Here is an 858-nt window from a genome sequence, read left to right as displayed (position 1 = left end):
CCCTCGCTGCAAAACACAAAGAACGCGCTTTCCTCGCTTGTATCCATATCCCAATTTATGCTTTTGATTTTTCAATCCCCGCATCTTCAGCTCCTCATAAAATTCTTTATCTCTTAAAAAAACAACCCAAAGGGATGTAAACAGGAAGGCGATATTTTTTACCGCCCCTTTGCTCTAAAATCTCAATAATGCCCGTACTTGAAATAACCCTGTCGAATTTCCCTTTTCTCGCACTGTCGATTGGGTTAAAATATTCGAATAAGATACATCAATATCCGTAATGTCTCCGGTTGCATGGAAACCAAGAGTTGCCCCAACGAGGCTCCCGCCAAAACTGTTTTTGTTTGCATCATTGGCTACAGCCCCCAGATCAAGCGCCATATAAGGGGCAAATTGGCTCATAAATTTACGCCCCATGTTCGAAGAAAAACCTGGCAACAACAGCGACAATTCATTGCGCCAAAACACCCCATTATTGCCGTAATAAATCGCCTCACGCACTCCGCGCACAGAGGAACTACCACCAAGCGATATTTGCTCTGAACTAAACAACGTGTCGGGTGATAATTGTCCTGAAAACAGCGTGTTATAGCGAAAGTTATATTGTTTGAGCGAAAAAGGACGCACATAGCCTAGAGAAAAAGACAATTTGGAAAATTGCCCTTTGGGTGAATTTTTTGTTGCATTCTCTTGCTCTTTATCGTCATAAGCGCCAAGAATTGCCAAGCCTTTATGAAACCCTATATGCGCGCTTAATTCTCCTCCAAGCCACTTGCGCGAATGATCAAGCTCAAAGGTTGCAATAGCCAATTTACGGCTGGAAACATCAACCCGACTGCCCATAATAAAATTATCAGA

At 42.8% G+C, this 858-nt stretch carries 1 protein-coding gene; it reads right to left on the bottom strand.

All coding sequences use genetic code 11. From position 1 onward, the window contains the following. Positions 1 to 174 precede the first annotated feature (174 nt). On the bottom strand, positions 175 to 858 hold a 684-nt coding region (locus ACFIKH_RS09230; protein WP_375671542.1), incomplete at its 5' end, for a ShlB/FhaC/HecB family hemolysin secretion/activation protein.

It is taken from the genome of Bartonella sp. SD1336NMGDW, assembly GCF_042193565.1.
Lineage (GTDB): Bacteria > Pseudomonadota > Alphaproteobacteria > Rhizobiales > Rhizobiaceae > Bartonella > Bartonella grahamii.
This window is presented reverse-complemented; position numbering and strand designations above follow the sequence as displayed.